The 12238-nt window shown below is 71.8% G+C and carries 13 protein-coding genes; 8 read left to right on the top strand and 5 right to left on the bottom strand.

The features are described 5' to 3' along the window. Positions 1 to 20 precede the first annotated feature (20 nt). On the bottom strand, positions 21 to 509 hold the full coding sequence (locus tag ACFPCY_RS33985) for an ester cyclase (protein WP_378262187.1): 489 nt from the start codon (positions 507 to 509) through the stop codon (positions 21 to 23). Positions 510 to 590: 81 nt separating this feature from the next. Between ACFPCY_RS33985 and ACFPCY_RS33980 the strand changes: the two genes are divergently transcribed. Further along, positions 591 to 1187 (top strand): TetR/AcrR family transcriptional regulator C-terminal domain-containing protein, encoded by a 597-nt coding sequence (locus ACFPCY_RS33980; RefSeq protein ID WP_378262184.1) that lies wholly within the window; start codon positions 591 to 593, stop codon positions 1185 to 1187. 125 nt (positions 1188 to 1312) lie between these two features. Further along, positions 1313 to 1525 (top strand): hypothetical protein, encoded by a 213-nt coding sequence (locus ACFPCY_RS33975; RefSeq protein ID WP_378262182.1) that lies wholly within the window; start codon positions 1313 to 1315, stop codon positions 1523 to 1525. An 82-nt stretch (positions 1526 to 1607) separates the two neighbouring features. Here ACFPCY_RS33975 and ACFPCY_RS33970 read toward each other — a convergent pair whose 3' ends face one another. Next, complete coding sequence (locus ACFPCY_RS33970) at positions 1608 to 2183, bottom strand: SCO4225 family membrane protein (RefSeq protein ID WP_378262180.1); 576 nt, start codon at positions 2181 to 2183, stop codon at positions 1608 to 1610. Positions 2184 to 2377: 194 nt separating this feature from the next. Next, entirely contained in the window at positions 2378 to 3025 is a 648-nt protein-coding gene (locus ACFPCY_RS33965) for a hypothetical protein (RefSeq protein WP_378262178.1), read from the bottom strand. A gap of 182 nt (positions 3026 to 3207) precedes the next feature. On the opposite strand from ACFPCY_RS33965, the gene ACFPCY_RS33960 reads away from it, so the two are divergent. After that, entirely contained in the window at positions 3208 to 4266 is a 1059-nt protein-coding gene (locus tag ACFPCY_RS33960; protein WP_378262176.1) for a hypothetical protein, read from the top strand. 79 nt (positions 4267 to 4345) lie between these two features. On the opposite strand, the gene ACFPCY_RS33955 is transcribed toward ACFPCY_RS33960, so the two are convergent. Continuing rightward, positions 4346 to 5659, bottom strand: coding sequence for an ammonium transporter (locus tag ACFPCY_RS33955; RefSeq protein ID WP_378262174.1), 1314 nt, complete (start codon positions 5657 to 5659; stop codon positions 4346 to 4348). A 443-nt stretch (positions 5660 to 6102) separates the two neighbouring features. Between ACFPCY_RS33955 and ACFPCY_RS33950 the strand changes: the two genes are divergently transcribed. The 5 genes from ACFPCY_RS33950 to ACFPCY_RS33930 all read left to right on the top strand — a co-directional run bounded on the left by ACFPCY_RS33950 (position 6103) and on the right by ACFPCY_RS33930 (position 11727). Further along, positions 6103 to 7377, top strand: coding sequence for an extracellular solute-binding protein (locus ACFPCY_RS33950; protein ID WP_378262172.1), 1275 nt, complete (start codon positions 6103 to 6105; stop codon positions 7375 to 7377). A 114-nt stretch (positions 7378 to 7491) separates the two neighbouring features. Then, on the top strand, positions 7492 to 8424 hold the full coding sequence (locus ACFPCY_RS33945; protein ID WP_378262170.1) for a carbohydrate ABC transporter permease: 933 nt from the start codon (positions 7492 to 7494) through the stop codon (positions 8422 to 8424). 2 nt (positions 8425 to 8426) lie between these two features. Beyond that, on the top strand, positions 8427 to 9257 hold the full coding sequence (locus tag ACFPCY_RS33940; RefSeq protein ID WP_378262168.1) for a carbohydrate ABC transporter permease: 831 nt from the start codon (positions 8427 to 8429) through the stop codon (positions 9255 to 9257). A gap of 5 nt (positions 9258 to 9262) precedes the next feature. Next, complete coding sequence (locus tag ACFPCY_RS33935; protein ID WP_378262166.1) at positions 9263 to 10531, top strand: ABC transporter ATP-binding protein; 1269 nt, start codon at positions 9263 to 9265, stop codon at positions 10529 to 10531. Next, positions 10531 to 11727 (top strand): DUF4032 domain-containing protein, encoded by a 1197-nt coding sequence (locus ACFPCY_RS33930; protein ID WP_378262164.1) that lies wholly within the window; start codon positions 10531 to 10533, stop codon positions 11725 to 11727. Before ACFPCY_RS33935 ends, ACFPCY_RS33930 begins: the two co-directional genes overlap by 1 nt. Before the next feature lie 102 nt (positions 11728 to 11829). Here ACFPCY_RS33930 and ACFPCY_RS33925 read toward each other — a convergent pair whose 3' ends face one another. Beyond that, positions 11830 to 12183 (bottom strand): DUF488 domain-containing protein, encoded by a 354-nt coding sequence (locus ACFPCY_RS33925; protein ID WP_378262162.1) that lies wholly within the window; start codon positions 12181 to 12183, stop codon positions 11830 to 11832. Between the last annotated feature and the right edge of the window lie 55 nt (positions 12184 to 12238).

Here is a 12238-nt window from a genome sequence, read left to right as displayed (position 1 = left end):
GTCCGGGAGCGGCGCGGAACTCAGGCGGCGCCGGGCCAGTCCCAGCCGAGCTGGGCGAACATCCCGAGACGGTCGGAGACGGCGCGGATCTCGCTGATCCTGCCGTCCCGCACGGTGAAGACGAAGATCAGCTCCGTCTCGAAGGAGCGCCCGGTCGGTTCCGGCATGCGGGGGTGCGTGCCGGTGTGGACGCCGGTGTGGGTGCAGCGGGCGACGACCGTGTCACCCGAGACGACGAGCTGGTCGACGCGGCAGTGGTAGTCGCCGAAGGCGGCGAGCTGCATGGCGATGGCCTCGAACGCGGCCCCGGGCTCGTCCGGCTCACCGTGGATGATCTTGTTGTGGTCGATCACGTCGGCGGCCATGACGTGGCGCAGGTCGGCGAGGCGGCGCTCGTTCACCGCGGCGAAGAACTCGGTGACGACCTCCCCCGCGGCCTTGCTGGCGACCATGCCGCCGGCCTTGGCGGTTGCGTTGACGGCATCGACGGCGACGTTGGTGGCGGACATGGCCACGCTCCCTCTTACGGTGTAAGTCTCTCGGCCGCGCCTATGATGCGTCTTACGCCGTAAGAGAGTCAAGGGGGAATCGTGGGAAAGCCCGTCGGCCTCACCCGGGAGCGGATCCTCGACGCCGCGCTGGCGCTGGTGGACCGCGACGGCCTCGCCAAGCTGTCGATGCGCCGCCTGGGCGCCGAGCTGGGCGTCGAGGCGATGACGCTCTACCACCACGTGCCGAACAAGGACGCCCTGCTGGACGGCGTCGTCGAGCGCGTCATCGCCGGGACCCGGCCGAGCCCGGAGCCGGGTCTCGACTGGATCGCGGGGTTCGCCCGGTCGCTCCGGCGCGCGCTGCTCGCGCATCCGCGGGTCGTGCCGCTGCTGGCGTCCCGTCCGATCAGCACGCCGGGCGGGCTCGCCATGCTGGAGCGGGCGCTGGAGGCGCTGGCCGAAATCGGCCTGTCCCCGATCGAGGGCGCGAGCCTGCTGAACGCGGTGGCCACCTTCGCCGTGGGTCACGTGCTGGCGGAGGTTCCCGCCGATACCGAGCCTGACCTGCCAGATCTCGCCGAATATCCGCGCGTGGCCCGGGCGGTCGCGGACGGCCTCGGCACTCCGGCCGACCACGAAGCCCGGTTCGAGAGCGTCCTGAAGGCCCTTCTCAGCGGACTGGGTCCGGCACTCTGAGTGACAGCCCGGATGGCGTTGTGGTGAGGTGGAGCAGACGCCGGGTCACCGGAATCCCGCCCATCGAAAGGGCTCTGCGGCGCATGCTTGGGGGTGTCCGGCTTCGGGTGCTGGCGGGAGGGCGCATGAGAGTGGTCACTCTGTGGCGCACTCGGGACGGCACCTACGTGGTCAGGGACGACCAGCTTCGGCAGCTCGCCGAGTTCTGGGCCGAGAAGGAGGGCTGGTGGCGGGCGGAGCTGGCCGACGGGACCGTCCGGCGGCTGTGGGTCCCGGTCCGGGACGACGGCGAGGAGGCCGCCGCCCGCGAGGTCACCAAGCGCCTTCTGAGCAAGTGAAATCTCGCTGCACGTCCGCTCAGGCCTGCACGTCCGCTCAGCCTTGCGCTTCCGCTCAGTTCAGCGCGCCCGTGCCCTGTCGCTACGCGACGCCGCCGCCGGGAACGCGGTGGCCTCGGAGCAGCCGCCAGAACAGCCACGCCTGGACGGGTCCAGCGAAGGTCAGGTAGCCGAAACCGTCCACGCCGAGGAAGAACGGGACGGCGGCGGGGCCGAGCAGCGGGAAGAGCCAGATGCCCGCCATGCTCCCGTCGCTCGTGACGACCGTGGAGAGCACCCAGAAAGCGACGGCGGAGACGATCGCGGCATAGGACGCGGCGACCCGGAAAATGGCCGGGCCGTGGCTGAAACGGCGGATGTAATCGCCGACCGGTTCACGCCACGACCGCATCCGCCGGCGGAGCACAAGCCGGCACAACGCCGCCTGAAAGAGTCCGAGTACGAGTAGCGCGATGGTCACCGAATGGCGCGGGCGGTCGGTGTCGATGGCGAGCCCGAGCGGCTTGAGCAGGTAGGACGCCGGTCCGACGAGTTCGGCCATCACTCCCTGGCGGCTGCCGTCGTCCCCCGTTCCCGGGACGAGGAAAAGGAAGACGAGGGCAGCGGAGTAGAGCAGCGAAAGGGCGGTGACGAGTCGGCCGAGAGTGAGGCGCGGCATGAGTGCTCTTCCCTGATGGACGCGGGACGAGTCCCCGGACGATCATCCTCACCCGTGGCCGGGGGCGGCCGGATCCGCCGCCGTACTCAGAACCGCCTGAGTAGTCAGCGCCCAGGCTCAGCGCCCAGGCTCAGCGCCCAGGCTCAGCGCCCAGGCTCAGCGCCCAGCTCAGCGTCCCGGCTCAGCGCCTCGGCTCAGCGTCCCGGGGTGGAGAAGATCTCGTTCAGCCAGCGGAAGACCGGGCCGAAGGTCGCGTCCCAGACCGCGCGCAGGGCGCGTCCGATCGGGCGGGCGATGTTGGTCCAGACCCAGCGGACGGGCAGCGCGACCAGGTACTTCAGCGGGACGACCAGCATGTAGTAGAGCACGCGTCCGGCGGCCCACCAGGCCCAGCTCAGCACGGGGAACAGGGCGTTCTCCCAGAGCCAGGCGAAACCGCGTCCGATCGGGGCGAGCACGTACCGCCAGAGCATCGTCAGCGGCAGGACGACCAGGATGTTCAGCACCCAGCCGACCGCGATCGCGATCGGGCGCAGTACGTACCGTCCGATCCAGGCCAGCGCCGCCCATGCGCCGCGTCCGATCCAGGCGAGGAACGCGCCGAGCAGGCGGAGCGGCGGGAGCAGCAGCGTCTCCCACACCCAGACCGCGGGCTTGACCAGCAGGTAGTAGAGCGCGACGCCGATCGGGCGCAGCACGTAGCGGCCGAACTGGACGAGCAGCCAGCCGATGCCGCGCCCGATCAGGACCAGCAGCTCCCAGGCGAGCCGGAAGGGCAGGACGATCACCATGACCGGCCAGAGCAGGCAGCTCGGCCCGGAGAAGTCGTTCGGCCTGGTCAAGTACGTCCCTCCATGTCGTGCTCCGTCCCGACTATGACGGTTCGGGGTGAGAAGCGGTTCAAAACCGTACCGCCGCCTTGAACCCCGCGCGCCGGGCTCCTCGTACTGCACGTCGATCGGGACATGCACGTCGATCAGGACACGGACGCGGAGCCGGAGACGGCAGACGGAGGACACGGGCCATGCGAGACCAGCGGTGGACGATTTCGGCGGCGGCGGTGCTGGCCGCCACGGGACTGGCGCTGAGCGCGTGCGGGGCGCAGCACGGCGGCGGGCAGCGGAACGCGGCGGCGGGGTCGCCGGTGACGGCGCCCGGCACGGCTTCGGCGCCGGCGGCGCAGCCGGAGACGCTGGAGGTCGCCAGCATCGACCGGATCGGCCGGGTGGTCACCGACGGGCAGGGCCGGACGCTGTACCGGTTCGACAAGGACACCGCCAAGCCGTCCGCGTCGAACTGCCTGGACGGGTGCGTGAAGACGTGGCCGCCGGTGTGGGCGGGCAAGGAGGACACCAAGGTCAAGGGGGTCGACCAGGCGCTGCTCGGGAAGGTCCGGCGGCCGGACGGCAAGTGGCAGGTGACGCTCGGCGGGTGGCCGCTGTACCGGTTCGCGAAGGACGCCGGGCCGGGCGAGGCGAAGGGGCAGGGCGTCGGCGGGACGTGGTTCGCGAGCGCGCCGGACGGCAGGAAGGCGGGCGCGAAGCCGGACGCGGCGCCGTCCGCCAAGCCGCGCTGGAAGGGCTGGACGACGCTGAAGGCGAAGGACGACCCGAAGCTCGGGAAGATCATCACCGACGGCCAGGGGCGGACGCTGTACCGGTTCGACAAGGACACCGCCAAGCCGCCCGCGTCCAACTGCTCCGGCGCCTGCCGCAAGACGTGGCCGGTCGTGGTGTTCAACGGCTGGAAGCACCTCAAGCTCGACGGGATCGACCGCAGGGCCGTGGGCTTCATCGAGCGCAAGGACGACGGCGAGTGCCAGGTCACCGTCAACGGCTGGCCGCTCTACACCTACTCCAAGGACGTCGCGCCCGGCGACACCAAGGGCGAGGGCGTCGGCGGCACCTGGTTCGCGAGCACCCCGGACGGCAAGAAGGCCATGCCCATGACCACCGGCGGCGGCACGGGCGGCAGCGGCGGCACGGGCGGCTACGGCGGTACCGGCGGCACGGGCGGCACGGGCGGGTCCGGCGGGTCCGGCGGCACGGGCGGGTACGGCAGCGGTGGCGGCTACGGGTACTGACCGTCCTCCTCGAACGGGAACCGCGACGCGCACGCGAGACGCGCCGCGGTTCTCGGCGTGACGGACGGAGCCGGGAGGATCAGTGTTCGGACGCGCGTCCGTGGGACGGCAGGAGATGATGCACCGGCGACCCGGGGACCCCGGTGGCGGCACCGCCCGGGACGCCGTGCTCGTAGGCCGTCTCGGCGTGCAGGGCGAGATCGACGCCCTCGGTCTCCTGCTCGGCCGTGACGCGCATCCCGAACACCCGGTCCAGCAGCTTTCCCAGGGCGTACGTGACCGTGAACGCGTACAGCCCGACGACCGGGACGGCGATCGCCTGCTTGCCGAGCAGCGCGAGCCCGCCCCCGGCGAGCAGCCCGGACGCCCCGCCCGTCATGATCTTCGCGGCGAGCAGCCCGATGAGCAGCGTCCCGATGACGCCGCCGACGAGGTGGACGCCGACGACGTCCAGGGAGTCGTCGTAGCCGAACCGGAACTTCCAGCCGACCGCGTACGAGCAGACGACGCCCGCGACCAGCCCGACGACCAGCGCGCCGAGGACGTTCACCGATCCGCAGGACGGGGTGATGGCGACGAGCCCGGCGACCGCGCCCGACGCCGCGCCGAAGGTGGTCGGGTGCCCGTCGCGCCGCTGCTCGACCAGCAGCCAGCCGAGCAGCCCGGTGCATCCGGCGGCGAGGGTGTTGAGGAAGACGGCGGCGGCGACGCCGTCGGCGTTCAGCGCCGAGCCCGCGTTGAACCCGAACCAGCCGAACCAGAGCAGGCCGACGCCGAGCAGGACCATGGGCAGGTTGTGCGGGCGCATCGCGTCCCGCCGGAACCCGATGCGCGGCCCGAGGACGAGCGCCATCGCCAGCCCGGACGCGCCGGACGCGATCTCCACGACGAGCCCGCCCGCGTAGTCGAGCGCGCCGAGCCGGGCGACCCAGCCGCCGGGGTTCCACACCCAGTGCGCGATCGGGGTGTAGACGAGCAGCGCCCAGAGCGGGACGAACAGCATCCACGCCGAGAACCGCACCCGGTCGGCGACCGCGCCGCTGATCAGCGCCGCGGTGAGGATCGCGAAGGTGAGCTGGAAGGTGACGAACAGCAGCTCGGGGACGTGCCCGTGCGCCGTCCGCGGGGTGATGCCCGCCAGCCCGGCGTGGCCGAGCGTGCCGATGAGGCCGAGCCCGCCCGCGTCCCGGCCGAACGCCAGGCTGTAGCCCACCGCCAGCCACACCAGCGTCACCAGCGCGATCGCGACCAGGCTCATCATGATCATGTTGAGCGTGGACTTGGCGCGGACCATCCCGCCGTAGAACAGCGCGAGGCCGGGCGTCATCAGGAGCACCAGCGCGGTGCTCGCGAGCAGCCAGGCGGTGGCCCCGGCGTCGATCGTGTTCGGCATGCGATCCTCCCTGCTCGGGTCGAGGATCACCGCAGTCCGTTTCGCGCCGTATTCCAGAGTGTTTCGGCAGTGTTTCGTGTTACCGCTGAGTTGCCCCTTTCTCACCGGTCCGGAACAGGTCCTCGACAGCTCGGCGTACCGGTGTTCTCATAAGGCCATCCCGCCGCGATCGCGGGCGGGCGGGGGCGGACGGAGTCCCCGCCGCGCGTCCCCCCGGACGTCCGCGAAGCTGCTCCCGCCGTGGCGGGACGGCTTCGGGAGGCCGGATGGTCGAGCGATCGAGGACAGGCCCCGGAAGGACCGCGCCGCGCGGCCCGGTCACATCACGCCGCGCCGTAACCCCGCGCAGCGCCGTAACCCCGCGCAGCGCCGGCGCATTGCGCGGCGTCGGCGCGTTGCGCAGGGCGACAGCATCACGCGGCGCCGGCGCCGGCGCCGGCGCGTTGCGTGGCGCCGTCGCGCTGGCGCTGCTGGCGGGCGGGCTCTCCGCCTGCGGCGGCGGTGGCGGCGGCACGCCCACCCTGAACTGGTACATCAACCCCGACAACGGAGCGCAGGACCGGCTCGCCAAGTCCTGCTCCGCCGCGTCCGGCGGCAAGTACAAGATCAAGACGTCGCTGCTGCCGTCGGACGCCAGCCAGCAGCGCGAGCAGCTCGTCCGCAGGCTCGCCGCGAAGGACTCCGGGCTCGACCTGATGAGCCTGGACCCGGTGTTCGTCGCCGAGGCGGCCAACGCCGGGTTCCTGCGTCCGTTCACCGCGGCCGAGGCGCCGCAGCTCACGCAGGGCGTCTTCCCGGCGGCGGTGCGGAGCTCCACCTGGAAGGGACGCCTGTACGCGGCGCCGTTCTGGGCGAACACGCAGCTGCTCTGGTACCGCAAGTCGGTCGCGGCGAAGGCGGGCGTGGATCCGACCGCGCCCGGCTTCACCTGGGACAGGATGATCGACGCCGCCGAGCGGACCGGCACGACGGTCGGTGAGCAGGGCAACAAGTACGAGGGCTACATGGTGTGGATCAACGCCCTCGTCGAGTCTGCGGGCGGCCACGTCCTGACCGGCGGCGAGAGCGGCGCGAAGGCGCAGATCACCATCAGCAGCCCGGCGGGTCAGCAGGCGGCGCGGGTCATCCAGCGGCTCGCGCACTCCAAGGCCGCGAGCCCGACCCTGGCGACCGACATCGAGGAGCAGGCGCGGTCGCTGCTGAACGGCCCGCACGGCGGGTTCCTGCTGAACTGGGGCTACGTCTGGCAGGCCGAGAACGGCGACGCCAAGGACGGCACGATCGACAAGGCGATCATCGGCGACCTCGGCTGGGCGCCGTACCCGGAGGTCTTCGCCGGGACGAGGGCCAAGCCGCCGTTCGGCGGGATCGAGCTGGCCGTCGGCGCGTACGGCAGGCACAAGGCCGCGGCCGTGGACGCCGTCCGGTGCGTCACGACCGCCGAGAACATGAAGAAGTACATGCTCGACTCGGGCAACCCGGCGGCGCGCGCCGCCGTCTACGACGACCCGGACGTGATCAAGGCGTACCCGATGGCCCGGCTGCTGCGCGACTCGATCGAGGCCGCGGCTCCGCGTCCGATCACTCCGTATTACGGCGACGTGTCCGGCGCGATGCAGTCCCGCTGGCATCCGCCGAGCTCGGTGAACCCGGCGTCCACGCCGCGCCGGTCCGCGTCGTTCATCAGCCAGGTGCTGCGCGACAAGGCCCTGCTGTGAGCGCGCGATGAGGAGGCGTGGATACGCGTGGAGAGACCCGCGAGAAGGCGGGCTTCGCGGCGACGCACGCCGGCCGTCCCGTCCGGGATCGAAGGGATACTCAGGAGGTACCAGATGAGCGTGGCCGTGCGCGCCGCCGCCGCCGAGCCGACGCCGCGCGTCGAGATCTCCGACCGCAGCCGGGCCGAGCGCCGCCTGGGCCTGCTGCTGTCCGCCCCGGCCGTCGCGGTGATGCTGCTCGTCACCGCCTACCCGCTGGTCAACGCCCTGTACCTGTCGCTGTTCCGGTACCGGCTCACCGCGCCGGACGACCGGGAGTTCGTGTGGTTCGGCAACTACGCGACCGCGCTCAGCGACCCGCTGTTCTGGCAGGACGTCCTGACCACGCTGATCATCACCGCGGTGACGGTGGCGGTCGAGCTGGTCATCGGGTTCGCGTTCGCGATGGTGATGCACCGGGCGCTGTTCGCCCGGCGGACCGTCCGGACGGCGATCCTGGTCCCCTACGGGATCGTCACCGTCATCTCGGCGTTCGCGTGGAAGTACGCGTTCGACCTCCAGTCCGGGTTCGTGAACTCGTGGTTCGGGCTCGGGGACTTCGCGTGGTTCTCGCACCGCTGGGCGTCGATGTTCGTGATCGTCCTGTCGGAGATCTGGAAGACGACGCCGTTCGTGTCGCTGCTGCTGCTCGCCGGGCTGGCGCAGGTGCCGCGGGACCTCGGCGAGGCCGCGACCGTGGACGGCGCGACCGCCTGGCAGCGGCTGTGGCGGGTGACGGTGCCGAACATGAAGGCCGCGATCCTCGTCGCGGTCCTGTTCCGCACCCTCGACGCGTGGCGGATCTTCGACAACGTCTTCGTCATGACGTCGGGCCAGCAGAAGACCGAGACGCTGTCCTTCCTCACCTACCGGCAGACGATCACCCGGACCGCGATCGGGCTCGGGGACGCCGTCGGGGTGCTGCTGTTCCTGTCCGTGGTGCTGATCGCGGCCGTGTTCATCCGCGGGTTCCGGGTGGACCTGTCGCAGGTGCGAGGTGACCGGTAGAGATGGAAACCGCCCGCTCGAAATGGCTGTGGGCCGCCGGCTCGCTGCTCATCCTGGTCTGGACGGTCTTCCCGATCCTGTGGATCGTGATGCTGTCGTTCAAGCAGCCCGGCGAGGTCGGCAACCAGCACGGCTTCCTGCCGCACCACTGGACCTGGGACAACTACCGGACGGTCTTCAAGACCAGCCTGTTCACCTCGGCGCTGGTGAACTCGATCGGCATCTCGCTGATCGCGACCGTCGTCGGCGTGGTGTTCGCGACGCTCGTCGCCTACGCCATCGCGCGGCTGGAGTTCCCCGGCAAGCGCCTGATCCTGTCGTTCGCGCTCGCGATCGCGATGTTCCCGGTCGTGTCGCTGGTCGGGCCGCTGTTCAACCTGTGGCGCAACATCGGCCTCTACGACACCTGGCCCGGACTGATCATCCCGTACATCTCGTTCGCGCTGCCGCTCGCGATCTGGACGCTGTCGGCGTTCTTCCGCGAGATCCCGTGGGAGATGGAGCAGGCCGCGCAGGTGGACGGCGCGACGACCTGGCAGGCGTTCCGCAAGGTGATCGTCCCGCTCGCCGCGCCCGGCGTGTTCACCGCCGCGATCCTCACGTTCTTCTTCTGCTGGAACGACTTCGTCTTCGGCATCTCGCTGACCTCGACCGACAACGCCCGCCCGGTCCCGGCCGCGCTGGCGTTCTTCACCGGGGCCAGCTACTTCCAGCAGCCCACGACCGCGATCTGCGCCGCCGCCGTGGTGGTGACCGTGCCGGTCGTGGTCATCGTCCTGTTGTTCCAGCGCCGCATCGTCGCCGGGCTGACCGCCGGCGCCGTGAAGGGATAGCCGCGATGGCCGCCATCACCATGACCAACATCGTCAAGCGGTACGGCGACGGGTTCCCGGCCGTGAACGACGTCTCCCTGGCCGTCCAGGACGGCGAGTTCATGATCCTCGTCGGGCCGTCCGGGTGCGGGAAGTCCACCCTGCTCCGGATGATCGTCGGGCTGGAGGACATCACGGCCGGCGAGATGCGGATCGGGGACCGGCTGGTCAACACCGTCGCGCCCCGGCAGCGGAACCTGTCGATGGTGTTCCAGAACTACGCGCTCTACCCGCACCTGACCGTGTTCGAGAACATCGCGTTCCCGCTGCGGCTCGCCAAGGTGCCGGGGGACGAGGTGGACCGGCGCGTCCGGCAGACCGCGGAGCTGCTGGAGCTCACCGAGCACCTGGACCGCAAGCCCGCCAACCTGTCCGGCGGGCAGCGGCAGCGCGTCGCGATGGGCCGCGCGATCGTCCGGGACGCCGACGCGTTCCTGTTCGACGAGCCGCTGTCCAACCTGGACGCCAAGCTGCGCGGGCAGATGCGCACCGAGATCTCCCGGTTGCAGCGGCGGCTCGGCGTGACGACCGTGTACGTCACGCACGACCAGACCGAGGCGATGACGCTGGGGGACCGGGTCGCGGTGCTCCGCAAGGGCGAGCTGCAGCAGGTCGGCAGCCCGCGCGAGCTGTACGAGCAGCCGGCGAACCTGTTCGTCGCGGGGTTCATCGGCTCGCCGTCGATGAACTTCCTGCCCGCGACGCTGGAGGGCGCGGACCTGCGCACCCCGCTCGGCGACCTGCGGCTGGACGACCGGCGCAAGGTGGACGCGGTCGGCGAGCGGAGCGTGGTGCTCGTCGGGGTGCGTCCCGAGCACTTCGAGGACGCGTCGCTGGTCAGCGAGGAGAAGCGGGCCCGCGGCGCCGTCCTGCGGGCGCGCGTGGACGTCACCGAATGGCTCGGCAACGAGCTGTACGCGTACGTGCCCTACGAGGCCCCGCCGGACCTCGCCACGCGGCTCCGCGACCTGTCGCAGGAGCTCGACAGCGACCAGCTCCGCACGCAGGCGGTCGTCGCGCTCGACCCGTCCAGCCGCGTCCACGCCGGCCAGGACGTCGAGCTGTGGGTGAACACCGCGCGCCTGCACCTGTTCGACCCGTCCACCGGCGAGAACCTGACCCGCGACGAGGAGGAGGTCGCGGCCCTCGCCGAGCAGGCCGATGCCGCCCGCGAGGCCCAGCGCGCGGCGCAGCGGACGGCCACCCAGGAAGTCCCGCCGGTCGAGCCGGACTGATGCACTTCGTGTTCACTCCGCCGGGCGGCGCCGCCGCGGGGCTGCTGGACCTGCCCTGGGGCGCGCCGCTGGCGGAGTGGGAGGACGAGCGGCTCGTCGAGATCCGGCGGCGCGGCCTGTCGCGGCACGTCGTGCGGTTCGTCGCGGAGGGCGGCGAGGTGTTCGCGCTGAAGGAGCTGAGCGACCGGCTCGCGCGGCGCGAGTACCGGCTGCTGCGCGAGCTGCGCGGGCTCGGCGTCCCGGCGGTCGAGGTCGTCGGCGTCGCGGTGGACCGGGACGACCTGGACGCGATCCTGGTGACCCGGTACCTGGAGCACTCGACGTCCTACCGGATGCTGTTCGCGACCCGCCGCGCGCCCGCCGGACGGGTCCTGGACGCGCTGGTCGAGCTGCTCGTCCGGCTGCATCTCGCCGGGTTCCTGTGGGGCGACTGCTCGCTGTCCAACACGCTGTTCCGGCCCGACGCGGGCGCGTACGCCGCCTACCTCGTGGACGCCGAGACCGCCGAACTGCACCCGTCGCTCAGCGAGGGACAGCGCCGCTACGACGTGGAGCTCGCCCGCGAGCGCATCGCCGGCGAGCTGTTCGACCTGTCCGCCGCCGGGACGCTCCCGGCGGGCCTGGACCCGGTCGCGGTCGCGGACGACACCGTCCGCCGGTACACCGCCCTCTGGGACGAGCTGACCCGCGAGGAGGTGTTCCACCGCTCCGACCAGCGCTACCGCATCGCCGACCGGCTGCGGCGCATCAACGAACTCGGCTTCGACGTGGACGAGGTCGAACTCGTCGACGCCGGCGGGGACCGGAGCGTGCTGCGCGTCCGCACGCGCGTGCACGAGCCGGGCCACCATCGCCAGGTCCTGTTCGCGCGGACGGGCCTGTCCGCCGAGGAGAACCAGGCGCGGCGCCTGCTCAACGACATCGCGGGCTACCGCGGATACCTGGAACGCGAGTCGGGACGTCCGGTGCCGGAGGTGGTCGCGGCGAACGAGTGGCTCGCGGAGGTGTACGAGCCGGTCGTCTCGGCCATCCCGGACGACCTGCGCAACCGCCTGGACGAGGTGGAGATCTTCCACGAGGTGCTCGAACACCGCTGGTTCCTGTCCGAGCGCGGCGGCCGGGACATCGGCACCACGGCCGCGGCGAAGGACTACTTCACCCACGTCCTGCCGGACGTGCCCGCCGCCGACCCGTAGCGCCCGCAGCCGGCGGCCGTCGGCCGTGCGGTGTCGGCTGCGCGGGTCTGCCGCGCGAGTACGGCGGCCGGGCGGGGGCGGGCTGGGCCGGGTCGGGCGGGCTCAGCCGAGCAGGCGGCGGCGCAGCACCGGCAGGTGGCTCTCCTCGATCTCCTTGGTCGCGGTGAGCAGCGTGACCGGCTGCTTCCCGGCCAGCTCGCGCAGGTGGCGGACGACCTCGGCGCGCTCCGGGTCGTCCAGCTCGGCGCGGTAGCGGCGGGCGAACTCGTCCTTCTTCGCCGGGTCGTGGGCGTACCACTTGCGTAGTTCGTCCGACGGCGCGACCTGCTTGGCCCACTCGGTGAGGTCGGCGTGCTCCTTGGACAGGCCGCGCGGCCACAGCCGGTCGACCAGCACGCGCGCGCCGTCCGCCTCCTCCGGCGCGTCGTAGGCGCGCCGCATCCGGAATTCCCCCATGCCCCCGTACTACCCGGCCCGCGACGGTTAGCCCCGCCCGGGGAGGGGGATCTTG

The organism is Actinomadura gamaensis, assembly GCF_042652125.1.
Lineage (GTDB): Bacteria > Actinomycetota > Actinomycetes > Streptosporangiales > Streptosporangiaceae > Spirillospora > Spirillospora gamaensis.
The sequence above is the reverse complement of the archived record's forward strand: the minus strand, read 5'-3'. Positions and strand labels throughout refer to the sequence as shown.